Source organism: Polynucleobacter sp. (genome assembly GCF_044342855.1).
Lineage (GTDB): Bacteria > Pseudomonadota > Gammaproteobacteria > Burkholderiales > Burkholderiaceae > Polynucleobacter.
The window spans coordinates 1-18,055 of record NZ_JBIIPA010000019.1 but is presented as its reverse complement, the minus strand read 5'-3'; the positions used below and the strand labels follow the sequence as shown (position 1 = coordinate 18,055).

General features: G+C 46.8%; 15 protein-coding genes. 6 read left to right on the top strand and 9 right to left on the bottom strand.

The window, feature by feature from the left end; all coding sequences use genetic code 11:
- Positions 1 to 4: 4 nt before the first annotated feature.
- The 8 genes from ACIQZ3_RS07395 to ACIQZ3_RS07360 all read right to left on the bottom strand — a co-directional run bounded on the left by ACIQZ3_RS07395 (position 5) and on the right by ACIQZ3_RS07360 (position 12,422).
- The gene (locus ACIQZ3_RS07395; RefSeq protein WP_397391795.1) at positions 5 to 751 is read right to left on the bottom strand and encodes a VacJ family lipoprotein; all 747 of its coding nucleotides are present in this window, start codon (positions 749 to 751) and stop codon (positions 5 to 7) included.
- Positions 751 to 1,233 (bottom strand): outer membrane lipid asymmetry maintenance protein MlaD, encoded by a 483-nt coding sequence (gene mlaD, locus ACIQZ3_RS07390; protein WP_397391793.1) that lies wholly within the window; start codon positions 1,231 to 1,233, stop codon positions 751 to 753. The genes ACIQZ3_RS07395 and mlaD overlap by 1 nt, the downstream gene beginning before the upstream one ends.
- 21 nt (positions 1,234 to 1,254) lie before the next feature.
- Positions 1,255 to 2,052 carry a lipid asymmetry maintenance ABC transporter permease subunit MlaE gene (gene mlaE, locus ACIQZ3_RS07385; protein WP_397391791.1) on the bottom strand — a complete coding sequence of 266 codons (798 nt, stop codon included), beginning with the start codon at positions 2,050 to 2,052 and terminating at the stop codon, positions 1,255 to 1,257.
- Entirely contained in the window at positions 2,049 to 2,915 is an 867-nt protein-coding gene (locus tag ACIQZ3_RS07380; protein WP_397391789.1) for an ABC transporter ATP-binding protein, read from the bottom strand. The genes mlaE and ACIQZ3_RS07380 overlap by 4 nt, the downstream gene beginning before the upstream one ends.
- A gap of 10 nt (positions 2,916 to 2,925) precedes the next feature.
- Positions 2,926 to 4,389, bottom strand: coding sequence for a glutamate synthase subunit beta (locus ACIQZ3_RS07375; RefSeq protein ID WP_397391787.1), 1,464 nt, complete (start codon positions 4,387 to 4,389; stop codon positions 2,926 to 2,928).
- 38 nt (positions 4,390 to 4,427) lie between these two features.
- Positions 4,428 to 9,173 (bottom strand): glutamate synthase-related protein, encoded by a 4,746-nt coding sequence (locus ACIQZ3_RS07370; protein ID WP_397391785.1) that lies wholly within the window; start codon positions 9,171 to 9,173, stop codon positions 4,428 to 4,430.
- Between the two features lie 195 nt (positions 9,174 to 9,368).
- Positions 9,369 to 10,073 carry a transposase gene (locus tag ACIQZ3_RS07365; RefSeq protein WP_397391783.1) on the bottom strand — a complete coding sequence of 235 codons (705 nt, stop codon included), beginning with the start codon at positions 10,071 to 10,073 and terminating at the stop codon, positions 9,369 to 9,371.
- A gap of 12 nt (positions 10,074 to 10,085) precedes the next feature.
- Positions 10,086 to 12,422, bottom strand: a complete 2,337-nt coding sequence (locus ACIQZ3_RS07360) for a penicillin-binding protein 1A (protein ID WP_397391781.1) — start codon at positions 12,420 to 12,422, stop codon at positions 10,086 to 10,088.
- A gap of 536 nt (positions 12,423 to 12,958) precedes the next feature.
- On the opposite strand from ACIQZ3_RS07360, the gene ACIQZ3_RS07355 reads away from it, so the two are divergent.
- Genes ACIQZ3_RS07355 through aroB form a run of 4 tightly spaced genes read left to right on the top strand, consistent with a single transcriptional unit; the run spans position 12,959 to position 15,989 of the window.
- The gene (locus ACIQZ3_RS07355; protein WP_397391779.1) at positions 12,959 to 13,243 is read left to right on the top strand and encodes a hypothetical protein; all 285 of its coding nucleotides are present in this window, start codon (positions 12,959 to 12,961) and stop codon (positions 13,241 to 13,243) included.
- Between the two features lie 5 nt (positions 13,244 to 13,248).
- On the top strand, positions 13,249 to 14,361 hold the full coding sequence (locus ACIQZ3_RS07350; RefSeq protein WP_397391777.1) for a secretin and TonB N-terminal domain-containing protein: 1,113 nt from the start codon (positions 13,249 to 13,251) through the stop codon (positions 14,359 to 14,361).
- Positions 14,362 to 14,373: 12 nt separating this feature from the next.
- A complete protein-coding gene (locus tag ACIQZ3_RS07345) occupies positions 14,374 to 14,898 on the top strand; it encodes a shikimate kinase (protein WP_397391774.1) in 525 nt (174 codons plus the stop codon).
- A gap of 8 nt (positions 14,899 to 14,906) precedes the next feature.
- Entirely contained in the window at positions 14,907 to 15,989 is a 1,083-nt protein-coding gene (gene aroB, locus ACIQZ3_RS07340; RefSeq protein WP_397391772.1) for a 3-dehydroquinate synthase, read from the top strand.
- A gap of 13 nt (positions 15,990 to 16,002) precedes the next feature.
- Here aroB and cyaY read toward each other — a convergent pair whose 3' ends face one another.
- A complete protein-coding gene (gene cyaY / locus ACIQZ3_RS07335) occupies positions 16,003 to 16,386 on the bottom strand; it encodes an iron donor protein CyaY (protein WP_397391770.1) in 384 nt (127 codons plus the stop codon).
- A 47-nt stretch (positions 16,387 to 16,433) separates the two neighbouring features.
- Here cyaY and ACIQZ3_RS07330 point away from each other — a divergent pair, with 47 nt between their 5' ends.
- Both ACIQZ3_RS07330 and lysA read left to right on the top strand, forming a co-directional pair.
- Positions 16,434 to 16,625: a lipoprotein gene (locus ACIQZ3_RS07330; protein ID WP_215302355.1), complete on the top strand. Its 192-nt coding sequence runs from the start codon at positions 16,434 to 16,436 to the stop codon at positions 16,623 to 16,625.
- A complete protein-coding gene (lysA, locus tag ACIQZ3_RS07325) occupies positions 16,622 to 17,920 on the top strand; it encodes a diaminopimelate decarboxylase (protein WP_397391768.1) in 1,299 nt (432 codons plus the stop codon). The genes ACIQZ3_RS07330 and lysA overlap by 4 nt, the downstream gene beginning before the upstream one ends.
- Positions 17,921 to 18,055: the final 135 nt, after the last annotated feature.

Here is an 18,055-nt window from a genome sequence, read left to right as displayed (position 1 = left end):
GCCTTTATTCATAGGGATTCTGATAAGGGGGCATTAATACCTCCTCGTCTTCACGCCCTTCATTAATCTGATACTCACGTCGCTGAATATAGGCATCTCGCATAAAGCTGTATTTATCAATGGCGGCGCCGTCCAAGAGGTCGCCTGCTTCATAATAGGTATTACGAGCATTAACCACCCGCAAGCCAGTAATACTATTTCGCAAACCAATATCTTTGACATAGCTAAATAGGTAGTCAGATTCCAAATCGGCTACCGCACCAAAGGTATCGCGCACACTACTTGAACCAAAGAATGGCAAAACGACATATGGGCCAGAAGGAATGCCCCACACACCAAAGGTTTGACCCCAATCTTCCTTATGTTTTGGAAGTCCACCGGGCGTAGCCATATCAATCAAACCACCCAAACCAAAGGTGGTGTTGACTACCACCCGCATCAGATCACTAAAGGCATCGCTTGGCTTACCCTGCAAAAGATTCTGCAATGCAGTGTTGATGTCGCCGTAGTTACTAAAGAAGTTATAAATGCCCTCACGTACAAATTCTGGCAAGACAAAGCGGTAGCCAGCAACTACTGGCTTTAGCAGGTAGGCATCTAAACCTTCATTGAATTCAAAAACGGAGCGGTTGAACGGCTCCCAAGGATCATGTGGGGAAGGCTCCACTCCAGCAGGAATAGAGGCACAACCAACCATGCCAGCTACCAAGCCAAGCAGCACAAGACGTTTGAGTTTGATGAGCCACTGCATTACTTTTCAGCACCCTTATCTTTACCGCTATCGGCCGCCTTGTTATACAAGAACTGGCTAATGAGGTTTTCTAAAACCACAGCAGACTGAGTCTGAGTAATCTTATCTCCAGCAGCCAACATATCATCTGAACCACCGGCCTCAAGTCCAATGTATTGCTCGCCTAACAAACCAGAGGTCAAAATCTTTGCAGAAGAATCTTTAGGAAACTTATAGGTATCTTCGATCGTTATAGTGACGGTTGCCTGATAAGTCTTGTCATCAAAAGAAATATTGGCAATACGGCCAACAACTACCCCAGCGCTTTTGACTGGTGCACGTGGCTTTAATCCACCGATATTGTCAAAGCGCGCAGAAATTTTGTAAGTAGGCGCAAAAGAAACGGCATTCATATTGCCAACCTTCAATGCCAAAAACAAAGCAGCCAGCAAGCCAATGGCTACAAAGATTCCGACCCAAACATCAATTGCACTTTTTCTCATAAGAGTCCCAGTTTATTCTTTTTAATTCGAGAACATCATCGCGGTGAGCAAGAAGTCCAGCGCTAAAACCGATAAGGAGGAAATCACCACCGTTCTGGTGGTTGCTTGTGATACGCCCTCAGGCGTAGGTTTTGCCTCATAGCCCTGATACAGCGCTATAAAGGTCACCGCCACACCAAATACCAGACTTTTAATCAGGCCATTACCAATATCAGAAAAGAGGTCTACCCCGCCCTGCATCTGAGACCAAAAGGCACCAGAGTCCACGCCAATTAAGGGAACCCCAACAAAGTAGCCGCCCATCACACCAACCGCTGTAAAGATCGTAGCCAAAATCGGCATTGCAATAATGCCGGCCCATAAGCGTGGAGCAATCACCCGACTTAGTGGATCTACCGCCATCATTTCCATGGCACTTAACTGTTCACCAGCCCTCATCAAGCCAATCTCTGCTGTAAGTGATGTGCCAGCGCGACCAGCAAATAGGAGCGCAGTAATTACTGGACCCAATTCACGGGTAAGCGATAGGGCAACCAATAAACCTAAGGCCTGTTCAGAGCCATAACGATTGAGCGTGTAATAACCCTGCAAGCCCAAAACAAATCCAACAAATAAACCAGATACCGCAATTATCACAAATGAGTGATTGCCCACAAACAGAATCTGATCAGAAACTAAGCGAGGTCTTTTTAATAAAAATCCGGAACGCCAAATCACTGCAGCGAACATGCGTGCAGCTAGACCAAGACTGGTTAAGTTGCGACGAACAAAAAAACCGAGGTCGCCGAAAAGATCTAAGGCCTTATTAAGCACGCTCATTTCAAGCTCACTCCAAAATCTTCCGCAAGGCTTTGACCTGGATAGTGAAAAGGTACAGGACCATCCGGTGAAGCGTCCAGGAATTGGCGAACGAAAGGATCACTTGATCGGCTCAACTCTTCTGGCGTACCTTCAGCACCAATGCGCCCATTGGCAATGAAATACACATAATCTGCGATCTCAAAAGTCTCTTCAACATCATGTGTAACTAATAAGCTTGTTGCACCCAAGGCTTGATTCAGATCGCGGATCAAGCGTGCGGTAATTCCTAAAGAAATCGGATCCAAACCAGCAAAGGGCTCGTCATACATGATCAAGGGTGGATCAAGCGCAATCGCTCTTGCCAGAGCAACACGACGCGCCATACCGCCAGAAATTTGTGATGGCATTAAATCGCGTGCACCACGCAAACCCACTGCATTGAGTTTCATGAGAACCAAAGAGCGCAATAGCTCTTCACTTAAATCGGTGTGCTCACGCAAAGGGAAGGCAACGTTTTCAAAAACACTAAGGTCAGTAAAGAGTGCGCCGAACTGAAAGAGCATTCCCATGCGGCGACGGGCTGCCATCAATTCCCTGCCGCTCATTTTGCCAATGTCATGGCCTTCGAATAAAACTTGACCAGACTGCGCGGCAAACTGGCCGCCAATGAGTCTCAGAATAGTTGTCTTACCACAACCGGAGCCGCCCATCACAGCAACGACTTGGCCACGACGGAATTCCATATTGAGTCCCGATAGAATTTGCCGCTCACCAGGGGCATAGGAAAAGTTGACGTCCTTAATTTGAACCACAACTTCGCCATGGCCACCGCTAGAGGTTTTTTGCTTCACTTCCACCGAGTTGGAGCGGCTACTGTTCATATCCTCGACATTATCGCGGTAGAACAGAAGATCCCATTAAATACTCATCTACCGCCTGAGCTGCTTGACGACCTTCACGAATCGCCCAAACTACCAAAGATTGTCCACGACGCATATCGCCAGCAGCAAATACCTTAGGAACGTTAGTTTGATAGGCATTTTGGCCGTCAACTGTCGCTTTGGCATTGCCGCGAGCGTCTTTTTCAACACCAAAGGCATTAAGAACTTGTGCTGCAGGTGAGACAAAGCCCATCGCCAAAAACACTAAATCTGCCTTCATCTCGAATTCAGAATTTGGCATTTCTGTCATCTTGCCGTCTTTCCACTCCAAACGAACACAGATTAATTTCTCTAACTTACCGTCTTTACCTTCAAAACGCTTTGTAGCAACAGACCAATCGCGCTCACAACCTTCTTCGTGCGAAGAAGATGTACGCAACTTGGTTGGCCAGTAAGGCCATACCAAAGACTTGTTTTCAGTTTCTGGTGGCTGTGGCAACAATTCAAACTGAGTAATCTTGGCAGCGCCATGACGGTTGGATGTTCCCACGCAATCAGATCCAGTATCACCACCACCAATTACTACTACATGCTTGCCCGCTGCAGAAATTTCATTTTTGAAGTCACCTGCATTTTCTTTGTTCTGAGGAATCAAGAATTCCAAAGCGTAATGAACGCCCTTCAACTCACGACCAGGAACTGGCAAGTCACGTGGCTGCTCAGATCCACCGCTAATCACAACAGCGTCAAAATCTTTCATCAACTGATCGGGTGAAACTGTCTTTGTGGAGTAGTTTTTTACTTCAGCGCCAATCGCTTCTTTACCAACAAATACGCCAGTCTCAAACTTCACACCTTCAGCCTGCATCTGTTCGACACGACGATCGATCAACCACTTTTCCATTTTGAAATCAGGAATCCCATAGCGTAACAATCCGCCAACACGATCATTCTTTTCAAATACGGTAACGTCATGACCAACACGCGCTAATTGCTGCGCAGTGGCCATGCCAGCAGGACCACCGCCAACAACAGCAACTTTTTTACCGGTCTTGGTTTTGGAAGGTTGTGGCTTAACCCAACCATTCTCCCAACCTTTATCAATAATGGCGTGCTCAATAGACTTAATGCCAACCGCCTCGCTATTGATTCCTAAAGTGCATGCAGCCTCGCAAGGTGCTGGGCAGATACGGCCAGTGAACTCGGGGAAGTTGTTAGTAGATTGCAAAACATCTAACGCATTCTTCCAATCACTATGAAATACCAAGTCATTGAAATCAGGGATGATATTGTTTACAGGGCAACCGCTATTACAAAATGGAATGCCGCAATCCATACAGCGTGCACCTTGCACTTTCGCTTCATCATCCGTTAATGCCGCAACAAACTCTTTGTAGTGATGGAGGCGTTTAACAGGAGCTTCGTAGGTTTCATCTACGCGTTCAAACTCCATAAATCCAGTGACCTTACCCATATTGAATCCTTAGTATCTTTTCTTAATATCTATATTGATTAAGCTGCAACAGTTTTGTTTTGTGCTTTTTCCCACAACTCACCAAGAGCACGTTTGTACTCAGTAGGCAGCACTTTCATAAAACGACCGCGGGCATTTTCCCAATCGGCCAAGAGTGCTTTTGCACGCTCTGAACCGGTGTGGCGGAAATGACGCTCGATCAAGCCCTTTAGAATTTGCTCATCAGTCATACGCTCGCCACCATCCTTAACATCAACAGGGGCATGCCACTGCGATTGAGGCATCTTGGCAATCTGTTCAGCGGAAAGCAATACTTTTTCCAAAGTTGCCATACTGGTATTGCAACGCTTCTCAAAGAGGCCATCTTCGTCATAGACATAGGCAATTCCGCCGCTCATACCTGCTGCAAAGTTACGGCCAGTTGCGCCCAACACCACTACAGTGCCGCCTGTCATGTATTCACAACCATGATCGCCAGTGCCTTCAACTACAGTTGTTGCGCCAGAGTTACGCACTGCAAAACGCTCGCCAGCCACGCCGTTGAAGAATGCTTCGCCGCCGATTGCGCCATAGAGCACAGTATTGCCAACAATGATGTTCTTTGCTGTGTCGCCACGGAACTCATGTGGGGCACGCACAATCACACGTCCACCGGATAAGCCTTTACCAACGTAGTCATTACCGTCACCAACCAAGTCCAAGGTAATGCCGCGTGCCAAGAAGGCAGCAAAACTTTGACCAGCAGTGCCATTCAATTGAATATGAATGGTGTCATCAGGCAAGCCGGCGTGGCCATAACGTTGAGCGATTTCTCCGGAGAGCATCGCGCCAACAGTACGGTTTACGTTCTTCACTGGAACAATGAAAGAGACTTTCTCGCCACGTTGTAATGCTGGCTCACTCTTCTCAATCAGAATGTTATCGAGCGCACTACCTAAGCCATGCTCTTGAGTCAGTATCTGGTAGCGCGGAACATCTTTAGCGACATTAGGTTCAGCAAAAATCTTGCTGAAATCCAAGCCATGCACTTTCCAGTTCTCAATACCTTTACGGGTATCCAAGAAGTCAACGCGACCGATCAAATCATCAAACTTACGAATACCGAGTTGAGCCATGATCTCGCGTACTTCTTCCGCAATAAAGAAGAAAAAGTTCACAACGTGCTCTGGCTTACCGGAGAACTTTTTACGCAACTCTGGATCTTGTGTAGCAACGCCAACTGGGCAGGTATTCAAATGACACTTACGCATCATGATGCAACCCTCAACAACCAATGGAGCAGTTGCAAAACCAAACTCGTCTGCGCCCAATAAAGCACCGATCACGACGTCACGACCAGTTTTCATTTGACCGTCGGCTTGCACACGAATACGGCTACGCAAACCATTGAGCACTAAGGTTTGTTGAGTTTCAGCTAAGCCTAATTCCCATGGGGAGCCAGCATGCTTAATAGAGGACAGTGGTGATGCCCCTGTACCGCCATCATGGCCAGCGATCACAACGTGATCTGCTTTCGCTTTGGCAACACCGGCTGCAATCGTGCCAACACCGACTTCAGAAACCAACTTCACAGATACGTCAGCAGCTGGGTTCACGTTCTTCAGATCGTGAATCAACTGGGCAATATCTTCAATGGAGTAAATATCGTGGTGCGGAGGAGGAGAAATCAAGCCAACGCCTGGCACAGAGAAGCGCAGCTTACCGATGTAATCGGAAACTTTACCACCTGGCAACTGACCGCCCTCACCTGGCTTAGCGCCTTGAGCCATCTTGATCTGAATCTGATCAGCAGAGCGAAGGTATTCAGTAGTAACGCCGAAACGTCCAGAAGCAACCTGCTTAATTTTGGAGCGCAATGAATCGCCATCGAGCAAAGGAATATTTGCTTCAACAACATCATCACCCAAAATGCTGGCTAGGGTTTCACCCTTCTTAATAGGAATGCCTTTAAGCTCATTCACATAACGATTTGGATCTTCACCACCTTCACCAGTATTGGACTTACCGCCAATACGGTTCATGGCAATTGCCAAAGTAGCATGCGCTTCAGTAGAGATCGAACCTAAAGACATCGCGCCAGTAGCAAAACGCTTAACGATTTCTTTTGGGGATTCGACTTCATCCAAAGGAATTGCTTTAGCTGGATCAATCTTGAACTCAAACAAGCCGCGCAATGTCATCTGACGCTTAGTTTGGTCGTTGATGATGTTGGCGTACTCTTTATAGGTTTGATAACCCTTCTCGATACCAATGCGAGTGGAGTGCTGTAACTTCGCAATCGTATCTGGGGTCCACATATGGTCCTCACCTCGGATACGGAATGCATACTCACCACCCGCCTCGAGCATATTAGTGAGAACTGGATCATTACCAAAAGCAGACTGATGCATGCGTAATGCTTCTTCAGCCACTTCAAATACGCCAATACCACCTACGTTGGATGGAGTGCCTTTGAAGTAATGGTCAATAACGTCTTTATTCAAACCAATCGCTTCAAAAATCTGTGAGCCGGTATAAGACATATAAGTAGAGATACCCATTTTGGACATCACTTTTTGCAATCCCTTACCAACCGCTTTCACATAATTCTTGACCGCTTTTTCGGCTGACAGATCGTCTGATAAACCTTTAGCCATCTCAGCCAAAGTTTCCATTGCTAAGTACGGATGAACTGCTTCTGCGCCATAGCCAGCCAAGAGGGCAAAGTGATGCGTCTCACGCGCGCTACCGGTTTCAACAACGAGGCCAACGCTAGTGCGCAAACCTTTTTCAACCAAGTGTTGATGAATTGCAGATGTTGCTAGCAATGCAGGAATGGCCACATGCTGCTCATCAACCTGACGATCGCTCACGATCAAGATGTTGTAACCAGAGCGAACGGCATCAGCCGCTTCTGCGCATAAGGACGCTAAGCGAGCTTCGATACCCGCCCTACCCCAAGATGCTGGGTAGCAAATATCTAATTCATATGAACGGAACTTACCGTTGGTGTAATGACCGATGTGACGAATCTTAGTCATATCGTCAAAATCTAGAATTGGCTGGCTGACTTCCAAACGCATTGGTGGGTTGATATTGTTTGTATCCAACAAATTCGGCTTAGGTCCAATGAAAGACACCAAAGACATCACCATGTTTTCGCGGATGGAGTCAATCGGAGGATTGGTCACCTGTGCAAACAATTGCTTAAAGTAGTTATAGAGCGGCTTATTCTTATTAGAGAGCACGGCTAATGGGCTATCGTTACCCATCGATCCAATGGCCTCTTCTCCATTCATAGCCATTGGCGCCATGAGGTACCTGATATCTTCTTGGGTGTAACCAAAAGCCTGCTGGCGATCTAATAATTTGGCTGCCGGACGAATCGTGGTTTTTTCATCCACCAAGTCGTCTTTGCTTGCATTAACTTCATCAAGCTTCACACGTACCGCATCGATCCAGCTCTTATATGGCTTCGCTTTAGAGACGGCATCTTTTAATTCAACGTCATCAATAATGCGGCCCTGTTCCATATCAATCATGAACATCTTGCCTGGTTGCAAGCGCCATTTTTGAACAATCTTGCTCTCTGGAATTGGCAATACGCCTGCTTCAGAACCCATGATGACCAAGTCATCATCAGTCACGTAGTAGCGCGCTGGACGCAAACCATTTCGGTCAAGGGTAGCGCCAATCTGGCGGCCGTCTGTAAACGCCATAGCAGCAGGACCATCCCATGGCTCCATCATTGCTGCATGGTATTCATAGAATGCGCGGCGGTTTTCATCCATCAATGAATGTTGTTCCCATGCCTCTGGAATCATCATCATCATGGCTTGTGCCAATGGATAACCTGACATCACCAATAACTCTAAGCAGTTATCAAAACAAGCTGTGTCAGATTGACCTGGATAAATGAGCGGCCATAATTTTTTAAGGTCATCGCCAAGCACCGGGGAGCTGATAGCACCTTCACGTGCATTTACCCAATTGACGTTACCTTTAACAGTGTTGATCTCACCATTGTGCGCAATCATGCGATATGGGTGAGCCAATTCCCACGCTGGGAAAGTATTTGTTGAGAAGCGTTGATGCACCAATGCTAATGCAGATACAGTGCGTGGGTCTTGCAAATCTTTGTAGTACGCGCCCACTTGGTTGGCTAACAACAAACCCTTGTAAACAATGGTGCGAGCAGACATGGATGCAACAAAATATTCTTTACCGTGCTTTAAATGTAAATCTTGAATTGCGTGACTTGCAGTTTTGCGAATCACATACAACTTACGCTCAAGCGCATCGGTTGTCATGATGTCGCGGCCACGTCCAATAAAAATTTGACGGATAAATGGCTCTGTCATTTGCACAGTTGGAGACATCGGCAACTTCACGTCAATCGGAACATCTCTCCAACCCAATACAACTTGACCTTCCAAGCGGACGGTGCGCTCTAATTCTTGCTCGCAAGCCAAACGGGAGGCATGCTCTTTAGGCAAGAAAATCATGCCGACGCCGTACTCACCAAACGGTGGCAACTCGATACCCTGCCTTGCCATTTCTTCGCGATACAAAGTATCGGGAACCTGAATCAAAATTCCAGCACCATCACCCATCAATGGGTCGGCACCAACTGCGCCCCGGTGGTCTAAGTTCTCGAGAATTTTCAATCCTTGAGCAACAATCTCATGTGACTTCTTGCCCTTGATGTGGGCAACGAATCCAACGCCGCAAGCATCATGCTCATTTTGTGGATCGTAGAGACCCTGTGCGATTGGACGAAGGTCTGTATTCATTTTTGTAGTCATGGTAGTTCCGTGTGCCCCTTGGGGCCTGATTACTTTTGGAGGATCAAATATAGGTGAATACCCATGCTGATGCAATAGAAATAAAATTAGTCTGTCCCATTTAAATTGGGTCAGCACCAAAATGAATTGCTTTAAAAGGGACAGAGTCGTTAGATTACGGCAAACCATTCAATTCCCCAATCCTTAGAATACTATCTAAGTTGTTGAATTAATTGATATTATTTTCTTAGGCCGGCCACGATATCGAATTAAGGTCTGATCGGGATCATCCTTAAATAGCTTTTTAGCGTAAATATCACTCACCCAAGGCTTAGATCTCACCAATGCCTCAGTAATTTGTCGATCCTCCCAATGGGGGGCACCCTCCTTCACAAATCCGGCCCAAGTCATTTGCCTCTCAAAAGGGGTATTACCCAATTTCCAAAAGTGCTGATGATCAACCAACCAGGGTTCCGCATGTCCGCCAATATGGGAAGCAAAACTGGTCCACCTGGAATCTTGGGGGTTGGATTCAAAACCGGCCCGCACAGGATTGAGCTCGATATAGCGCTGACAGCGCAAAAAATAATCTGGGTCAATTAGTGATGAGCGATACCGCCCTTCCCAAATAGTTCCCGAACGGTGGTGCTGTTGATTGAAGTACTGGGCATAACGCCTGCCTAGAGATTGCATGGTTTTTGCAAGCGAGTCAGCATTTTGGGGGGTCATCAATAGATGCACATGATTAGGCATCAAAGCAAACGCGTGAACTGCACTCCCAAATTGCTTTGCAGCTTCTCGCAGCCAATCTAAATAGATACGGCGATCCGCATCATTAAAAAAAAGCACTTCTCGGTTATTGCCGCGAACCATGACATGCATTGCTTGGCCGGGAATAATGGTACGCGCTTGCCTTGCCATTGCTAAAACGAACTACTGAAGTTCGCGCACACCACCATTATTAGAAAACTCAGGGATAAACCAATCTCCATCAACTTGAGTTACACCAGCCGGTACTTCGCGACCTTGTTGTGGCTCATCCTTCAGCGCGGTGCTCATATAAGAAATCCACATTGGCAAAGCAAGGCCACCGCCAGTTTCACGATCACCCAAACTTGCCGGCTTATCAAATCCAATCCAGGCAATAGCCACTACCTTCGGGTTATAGCCTGCGAACCAAGCATCATGTGAGTCATTTGTCGTACCCGTTTTACCAGCGATATCACTACGACCCAATTTCGCTCTTGCACTTCCTGCAGTTCCAGTCTTAGTAACCTCTTGCAACATACTATCCATTACAAAAGCAGTTCTTGCATCCAATACGCGAGGCGCATCCTCTCGAGCATGGGTAGGCTTAGCCTCAAACAAAACAGTACCTTTTGAATCTGTCATCCTGTTAATCAAGAATGGGTCTACGCGGTATCCGCCGTTAGCAAATGCGCTATAGGCAGATGCCATTTGCAAAGGCGTTACAGAACCCGCGCCCAAAGCCATTGTTAAATAAGGTGGATGCTTTTCTGCCTCAAATCCAAAGCGCTGAATATATTCTTGTGCGTAAGATGGGCCGATGGCACGAATCAATCGCACGGATACCAAGTTCTTCGATTTAGCTAAAGCGGTACGCAAGCGCATCATGCCTTCATACTTGCCATCATAATTCTTTGGCTCCCAAGCTTGGCTACCCGTTTCCATGCTGCCAATAGATAGTGGTGCATCGTTCACCATCGTGCTCGGAGAAAAGCCTTTCTCGATGGCAGCGGCGTAAATAAATGGCTTAAATGAAGATCCCGGTTGGCGCTGAGCCTGAGTGACGTGATTGAATTGATTGCGACGGAAATCAAAACCGCCTACCAGGGAGAGTATCGCGCCCGTCTCCGCATTCATAGAAACAAAGGCTGCCTCAACTTGGGGTAGTTGCGCTAACTTCCAAACACCACCATCCGAAAGCAATCTAATGATGGCGCCAGGGCGTAAGCGTTTCTTGGGTTGAGTGCTATCCGTTAAAGAGGCGGCAGCCAGTTTCATGCCTTCACCTTTCAGTGTGATCGTATCCCCCGTCGAAATCATCACCTGCATTTCTTTTGACTTGATATCAAGTACAACACCGGACTGCAAGTCATCTAACTGGGGGTAAGCCAACAAGGCTTCATCAATCGCACGCTGACGCTTGACGTGATCTTCTGGCAAATCAATAAATCCTTCTGGGCCACGATAAGCGTGACGCAAGTCATATTCAAAAATACCGCGACGTACTGCCTTATATGCTGCATCTTGATCCACCTTCAAGATCGTAGTGTACACATCGATACCCTGGGAATAAATTGCTTCACCGTATTGCGTAAACAGTAATTGACGCACCATCTCCGAAGCAAAATCAGCGCGGATACTAAATTCATTTCCAAGACCACGAATATGCAATTCTTCTGCCATGGCGATTTGATACTGCTCGGGAGTGATGTACGACAAATCGCGCATCCGCTGCAAAATATATTCCTGGCGAATCTTGGCGCGACGGAAGTTGCTTACCGGGTTATATGCAGATGGTGCTTTTGGTAAGCCTGCCAACATCGCTGACTCCGCAATTGTGATGTCTTTTAATTCTTTACCGAAATAGATTTGGGCTGCACTAGAAAATCCATAAGCCCGTTGTCCCAAAAAGATCTGATTCATATAAATCTCAAGAATCTTGTCTTTACTTAATTGAGACTCAATTTCCCAAGATAGGAGAACCTCGTAAATCTTGCGACTAAAGGTCTTCTCGTTACTCAGGAAGAAGTTCCGGGCTACCTGCATCGTGATAGTTGATGCTCCCTGAGATAGATTTCCGCGCAAGTTGGTAAGAGCGGCTCTCAAGATACCGACGTAATCCACTCCACCATGGGAATAGAAGCGGTCATCTTCAATAGCCAAGACTGCATTACGCATACTCATGGGGATTTCATTCAAAGGAATCACCTTACGGCGCTCTTCCCCAAACTCACCGATCAGGACCTTATCAGCCGTATAGATGCGTAATGGTGTTTTAGGGTTGTAATCAACCAAGGCCGAGATCTTCGGCAAATTCGGCTTTGCTATTAAGAAGGCATATCCCAATAACAAAGTAATTACCACCGCAAAGACCATGCTGATAATCAGCAGCGCCTTAATCAGGGGATTGCTTCCTGATTTTCTGGATGAGACATGCTCCGCTCTATTCTGACCGGGACGTCTATCAGGCTGTCGGTTAAACCGACGATTTAAGGGCGGCTTGTCTTTTGGGGGTGGGGCCATAGATTCAAATTATAGGGTGCTTATGCAATTTTCCCGAAAGCTCCAAAACCCTTGTTTGAAAGATTTTGAGTTGGATTTTTCTGACGCTCAATTCCGCTTTCCCTGATGGTTTTTACTATCCCCGGGGCAAACAATATGGCATGCCTCCACGCCACATTTCCCCCCAATCTTTTGATGACATCTTGAGTGAACTGGGGGATGACCCTGCCATTCCAGATCCCCACGGAATTCGGAAACCTTCCTCTCCCTCCAGGGAAGATTTCGCAACTCAAACAAAGACCGCCAAGCCCTCTTCTTTGACCAAGCCCTTTGAGATAAGCAGGATAAATTTCGGCTCAATTTGGATTTTTTGCGCCTTGTTATTGATCTGCGGTGGGGGCCTCTTTTTCTATTTTGACCTCAATAAATCTGACTCTGAAGGGGAAATAAGTAGCCTGCAGAATCAGCTACTGACCCTCAAGAAAGAATTTGAGTTATCTCAAAGTGAATGGGCATCTGAGAGAGTGGATCTATATGAAGCAATAGATGAAATAGAAGTGAGTATTCACTCAATTGAGATAAAGCCGCCAACACAGGCAGCTCAAAGTAAGTCCGCAGCCATTCCACATGAGGCAGAGCTTCGTCGCTGGAGATATTTGGGCATCACCCGTATGGGGGCAGCGGAGCAAGCTTTTTTTCACACCGGGAAGTCCACCAGAATGGTGGTTAAACAAGATCTAACTTTGGGGGAATGGCGCCTGACTCAAGCTGAAAAAGAGTTGGCTATCTTGACTCACCCCAAAGGCAAATCCATCACTTTTAAGTCAACCCAATCAGAGTAACTTTATTGAAGATCTTAGAAAAATCCCGTGTCGCCCTGCTCGCCTTAGTAGTAGTTTTTTTGCTCAACCCAGCCCTGGGAAATCCCCCTGAAGGAAGCCCTTCGAGCACCCTCAAAGATAGTCGCATTAGCCTGCAATTTAGCCAAATTGAAATGACTGAACTTTTGCAGGTCTTGGCAAAAATGGGGGATACCAACTTCCTGCTCAGCGAATCTATTCAAGGCAAGATCTCGGTCGATCTCAAAGACACCCCCTGGCAAACTGCCCTCCATTCCATTCTTGCTAGCCGCGGGTTACGACTTGTCCGGAACGGGGATATTTACTGGATTGGTCCTCATGCAGAAATTCAGAGTTTCCAAAAGTTTCGACGGGAGGATGCCGCCCTACCTTTTGGAGGAGATCACATTAATAGCCCTCGACAAATACTTATTGAGGCTCGCATCGTCGAGGCCGATCAGCGCTTTGCCCGCGAACTAGGAATAAAGTTGGGATATCAGGCCAACGGGATTGGCAATCACCCCGACCAAAATGCCAGCGCCAATCTGGATCTCGCAGGGACTGGTCTAGCAGGCTTTAACCCAGCTACTCTGGCTGCAACCCTAGTTTCCAAGAATGCAGCCAGGCTATTGCAAATAGAGCTTTCAGCCCTTGAATCTGATGGCCAGGGCAAGATTCTCTCCAACCCCCGAATCATGACTGGCGATCAAGTTAAAGCCACAATTGAGCAGGGAACTGAGCTCCCGTATCAAGTGAGCTCTCAAAGCGGGAGTAAATTGCAGTTCCGCAAAGCCAATTTACGCCTAGAGGTCTTACCCAAGATTCATCCTGATGGGAAGATCTCGATGTTGGTGGGGATCAATAAAGACACTATTGGCATGAAAACCGAACAGGGCTATGCAATTGATACCAAAAACCTCAGCTCTGAGGTAACCGTTGAAAATGGGGGCACAGCCATCATTGGGGGTATCTTTCAAACCACCGAACGCGATGATGAAATCAAGGTTCCACTTCTCGGTGACATTCCCTTGATTGGGCATTTATTTCGACACAAATCCAAATTAGCAGATAAAACTGAGCTATTAGTCTTCTTAACTCCCACCGTGCTGGACAAACACTAATAAAATCAAAGGGTGAACTCTTCATCCAACAATATCTTTCTGATTGGCCTTATGGGCGCCGGGAAGTCGACCGTCGGTAAATTGCTGGCTAAAAAATTGGGGCGTCACTTTTTAGATGCCGACCATGTGATTGAAGATCGCTGTGGAGTCAAGATTCCCGTCATCTTTGAAATGGAAGGTGAAGATGGCTTTCGCAAACGCGAGGCTCAGGCTATCAAGGACATTACCGCTGAACATGATGTCATTCTGGCAACCGGCGGTGGCGCTGTACTACTGCTCGAGAATCGCCAGCTCCTCAGCGAAAGAGGAACAGTCATTTATCTCCATGCCAATCCCATGGAGCTATGGCATCGCACTAAAGGTGGTGAAGGTAGACCGCTCCTTAAAAATGGTGATGCAAAAAAGATTTTAGAAAACCTATATGCCATTCGTGATCCTCTGTATCGCGAAATCGCTGACTATGTAATTGAGACTGGAAAGCCCAGCGTTAATCAACTAGTCAACACCCTCATCATGCAACTCGAACTCTCAGCATAAATTTATCCATGAAAACATTAGAAGTTGATCTAGGCAATCGTAGCTACCCCATTCATATCGGTACAGATTTAATAGATCAGCCAGAATTATTTAAGGCCTGCAAAAAAGCGACATCGATTTATATCGTCACCAATACGACCGTTGCTCCTTTATATGCAGAGCGTCTCACCAAGACTCTAGAGAAACTCGGCAAGCCCGTTAGAGCGATTGTGTTGCCTGATGGAGAGTCTTTTAAGGACTGGAAAAATCTTCAATTGATTTTTGATGACCTCCTTAAATTTGGCGCTGATCGCCAAACCATGTTGGTGGCTTTAGGTGGTGGCGTGATTGGCGATATGACTGGCTTTGCTGCTGCCAGCTTTATGCGCGGCATCCGCTTCATTCAAGTGCCAACAACCTTGCTGGCTCAGGTGGACTCTTCTGTCGGCGGCAAAACAGGCATCAATCATCCACTCGGTAAAAATATGATCGGAGCATTCCATCAGCCGGCAGCGGTGATTGCCGATCTAAACACATTGAAGACATTGCCAGCACGCGAACTCTCTGCCGGCCTGGCTGAAGTGGTTAAGCATGGCGCCATTGCAGATGCTGATTTCTTGGACTGGATTGAAGTAAATGCAAAAGCATTATTAGCGTGCGATACCGCTGCAATGGCGCATGCAGTGTTACGTTCTTGCGAAATTAAGTCAGCTGTTGTTTCGGCGGACGAGAGAGAAGGCGGCATCCGTGCCACCCTCAATTTCGGACATACCTTTGGTCACGCGATCGAAGCTGGCATGGGTTACGGCGAGTGGTTGCATGGTGAAGCTGTTGGCTGCGGCATGGTTATGGGCGCAGACCTCTCACGACGTCTGAACTTCATCAATCAAGATGAGGTCAATCGCTTAACTCAAATTATTCAATCCATGAATCTGCCGATTGCGCCTCCTAAGTTTGGCGCTCAGCGTTATATGGAATTAATGCAGGTAGATAAAAAGGCTGAAGGCGGCGAGATTCGTTACGTCGTTTTAGAAAAGATTGGCAAAGCTCAAATTAAGAGCGTCCCTGATGCTCAGGTCATCGAGACCCTCACAGCAACTGGGGCCGTTTAATTTACTAGCTTGCTTATTTCTGAAGTAGGCCAATAGTGATTGCCTGCCCACCTTGGGCGCTAGCAAATTCAGATAAATCAGCGAGAAGCTCGCGCCCTGTTTTGGTATCTAACCATAGGGGCGTAGCTAAAGTTCCTGCCCAACGATAGTGATAACCGCCAGATTTAGCTGCCACCCAGATTTCATGTAAAGGCGCTTGAGTATTGACCACAATTACGCTGCGATCCCTAAACCGAATATTGATCACGTTCCCGCCCTGGCGCTCTACATCGAGGTCTAAATCCAGTGCATCGTCTGCAGCCTCTAGAGCCACTTCTATCGACTGCAATAAATTGCTGCCCAACTGATGAAATTGCTTATCGTCAATGGTTTCCACAGTCAAATTGCCTAGCTTCATATTAGAGTCCTGCATGCTATATTCAATCATTCGTTTTAGAGACATTCATGATAGCGATTCTTAAAAGAACTCTTGGTATTAGCCTTCTAATATCCCTTGTTGGGTGTGGGGTTAGAGGGCCCTTGTATTTGCCAAATGTGCCACCGGCGCCTAGCCCTCCCTCTGAGCCCGAACCCAAAGGCAAGCTCTATCCACCCCAAAGCCCTGCTGCAACTAACCCATCATCGGCCAAGCAATGACAAGTAAAGCGATTCCACTCCCCAACCTAGCTGGATTTATAGAACGTAATGGCAATTGGTATGCAGAAGAAATTCCTTTGGCAGATTTGGCAAAAGAATTTGGCACACCTTTGTATGTCTATAGCAAAAAAGCTTTGGTCGAATCCTATCAATCTTACGACAAAGCTTGCGTAGATTCTTCTGGCAAAAGACGTGCTCGCGTTCACTATGCGATGAAAGCAAATAGCAACTTAGCGGTAATCGATTGCTTTAAAAAATTAGGCTCTGGCTTTGATTTAGTCAGTGGCGGTGAATTAGCTCGCGCCCTGGCAGTTGGCGCAGATCCAAAGAGTTTGGTATTTGCAGGCGTTGGCAAATCTGCCCCTGAAATTGCGCAGGCATTAGAGGCTGGCGTTAAATGCATCAATGTGGAATCGATTGCAGAGCTGCATCAAATTAATCGTGTAGCTACAAAGCTCAATTGCCGCGCCCCAATTTCTTTGCGTGTGAATCCTGATGTTGATGCACAAACACATCCCTATATCTCAACTGGATTAAAGGGAAATAAATTCGGCATTGCTTATCACGAGGTTCTAAAAACATATCGTGAAGCTGCATTGCTTTCACAAATTGATGTGGTTGGTATTGATTGCCATATTGGCTCACAAATCACTACAACTGCGCCCTACCTTGATGCGCTTGATAAGGTACTCGAGTTAGTTGCTCAGCTGAAAAAAGAAGGTATTGAAATTCATCATCTCGATTTAGGTGGAGGCCTCGGTATTTCATATGGCGATGACAACCCACCAGACATTACCGAGTTCACCAACACCTTACTGAATCGCGTTGCAGAGCGTGGTTTTGCACATCTTGATGTAGTCTTGGAACCCGGCAGATCCCTAGTAGGTAATGCCGGCGTGCTTCTGACCCAAGTCGAATACCTCAAGCCTGGCGCCGAGAAAAACTTTTGCATTGTAGATGCAGCAATGACAGAGTTGATGCGTCCAGCTCTCTACGAGGCTTATCACGGCATCGTTCCAGTCCAAACCAAACAAGTTGCAAGCTCTACTTATGACATCGTTGGCCCTGTGTGTGAATCCGGTGACTGGCTTGGAAGAGATCGCATGCTAGCAGTTGAAGAAGGTGATCTACTGGCCATTCTGTCAGCAGGGGCATATGGTTTTGTAATGGCATCTAACTACAACACTAGACCAAAGCCAGCAGAGATTATGGTTGATGGTAAGAATGCCTATGTCATTCGTGCGCGGGAAAATGTTGCCGATCTCTTTGCTAATGAAACCACCCTGCCAAACTAAATTTAATTAATAATTCACTTAGCTTGGTAAATTTCCAGGATCGAGTAGGCTGAGGGATTACTCCCTCAGCCCTCTAACACCACCGTAGGTGCGGTTCCGCATACGGCGGTTCAAATAGCGCGCTGAAGATTTTGG

What these genes read in the sequence shown, in the direction of transcription:
- ACIQZ3_RS07395 (WP_397391795.1), bottom strand. Translation starts at nt 751, where the DNA reads ATGCAGTGGCTCATCAAACTCAAACGTCTTGTGCTGCTTGGCTTGGTA.
- mlaD (WP_397391793.1), bottom strand. Translation starts at nt 1,233, where the DNA reads ATGAGAAAAAGTGCAATTGATGTTTGGGTCGGAATCTTTGTAGCCATT.
- mlaE (WP_397391791.1), bottom strand. Translation starts at nt 2,052, where the DNA reads ATGAGCGTGCTTAATAAGGCCTTAGATCTTTTCGGCGACCTCGGTTTT.
- ACIQZ3_RS07380 (WP_397391789.1), bottom strand. Translation starts at nt 2,915, where the DNA reads ATGAACAGTAGCCGCTCCAACTCGGTGGAAGTGAAGCAAAAAACCTCT.
- ACIQZ3_RS07375 (WP_397391787.1), bottom strand. Translation starts at nt 4,389, where the DNA reads ATGGGTAAGGTCACTGGATTTATGGAGTTTGAACGCGTAGATGAAACC.
- ACIQZ3_RS07370 (WP_397391785.1), bottom strand. Translation starts at nt 9,173, where the DNA reads ATGACTACAAAAATGAATACAGACCTTCGTCCAATCGCACAGGGTCTC.
- ACIQZ3_RS07365 (WP_397391783.1), bottom strand. Translation starts at nt 10,073, where the DNA reads ATGGCAAGGCAAGCGCGTACCATTATTCCCGGCCAAGCAATGCATGTC.
- ACIQZ3_RS07360 (WP_397391781.1), bottom strand. Translation starts at nt 12,422, where the DNA reads ATGGCCCCACCCCCAAAAGACAAGCCGCCCTTAAATCGTCGGTTTAAC.
- aroB (WP_397391772.1), top strand. Translation starts at nt 14,907, where the DNA reads ATGAAAACATTAGAAGTTGATCTAGGCAATCGTAGCTACCCCATTCAT.
- cyaY (WP_397391770.1), bottom strand. Translation starts at nt 16,386, where the DNA reads ATGAAGCTAGGCAATTTGACTGTGGAAACCATTGACGATAAGCAATTT.
- ACIQZ3_RS07330 (WP_215302355.1), top strand. Translation starts at nt 16,434, where the DNA reads ATGATAGCGATTCTTAAAAGAACTCTTGGTATTAGCCTTCTAATATCC.
- lysA (WP_397391768.1), top strand. Translation starts at nt 16,622, where the DNA reads ATGACAAGTAAAGCGATTCCACTCCCCAACCTAGCTGGATTTATAGAA.